The 1,011-nt window shown below is 63.2% G+C and carries 2 protein-coding genes; both read right to left on the reverse strand.

Annotated features, from left to right (window positions below):
- Positions 1-764: arginase family protein (locus tag EN994_RS32945; protein ID WP_164746501.1), on the reverse strand; the 764-nt coding region annotated here is incomplete at its 3' end.
- 40 nt (positions 765-804) lie between these two features.
- On the reverse strand, positions 805-1,011 hold a 207-nt coding region (locus EN994_RS35755), incomplete at its 5' end, for a hypothetical protein (protein WP_206530564.1).

Below are 1,011 nucleotides of genomic sequence, written 5' to 3' on the forward strand. Positions count from 1 at the left end.
AAGGTGATGTAGGCGGGGCGATCGCCAACCCGCTCGCGGATCATCTCCACCATGCGCTCTATGCCCAAGCGTTCGAACTCGTCCATCGTAACAACCCGATAGCCCAGAGCGCGACTCGAGCCGCCAACGCCGCCGGTGTGGATATCCGCCGCCGGATGACCGCGCATGCCGATCTGGATGCTGCGTTCCGGGTCGACCGCACCTTCCTTTGCCGTATAGGCCGCCCAGTGCGCCGCCGAACGCTTCGCGCCAAGCCAGTGGGGCATGTTGTCGTAGGAATCGGTGTGCGCGTCGAAATGGATCAGCGAGCAGGGCTGGCCTCCCGACAGGCGCCGGCCCGGTCCGGCGATGGCCTTGATGATAGGCCCGGTGATCGAGTGATCGCCGCCGATGGAAACCGGGTTTGTGCCGGCGGCGTCGAGCCGGGCGTAGAAGGCTTCGATGTCGCGGACACAGGCCTCGTTGTTCATGGCCTCGGGCAGGGGAACGTCGCCAAGATCGCTGATCTTGGCGGCATCCCATGGCGAAAAGCCGTGCACCCCGTGCGAGCGGCGATAGTAGCCCGACACGTTGCGGACCGCGCGCGGGCCAAGATGTTGGTCGCGCTCCGTCGAGCCGTTTCCGGAGCTGTGCGGCACGCCGACCAGGCCGATATCCACATCGGCCGGAGTCTCCGCTACCGGGCAGCGGAAAAACGTCGCGATGCCCCACCAGTACCAACTCTGCGAACTGCGCCTGGCTTCGGCAATATCGTCTTGGCTCATCATCGCTCCTTCATCCGTATGCTGGCGGGGAAGGCTCGCCTCATGGCACCGCCGCCTCCTCGAAATTCATCTGGATGCTGGTGGGGAATTCTGTATAAGTCAACAAAGTTGTTCTATACAGAACACATAAAATTCCGGCTTGTACGGCGGACCGAGCTGACGGTATGGGATTGAACATGCTGAGAGCGCAATCATGACGAGTGGCACCCAGAGGCCGTCCACGGCCCGCATCGGTGATGCCCTGCGC

This window comes from Mesorhizobium sp. M7A.F.Ca.CA.002.09.1.1 (assembly GCF_003998555.1).
Classification (GTDB): Bacteria; Pseudomonadota; Alphaproteobacteria; order Rhizobiales; family Rhizobiaceae; genus Mesorhizobium; species Mesorhizobium ciceri.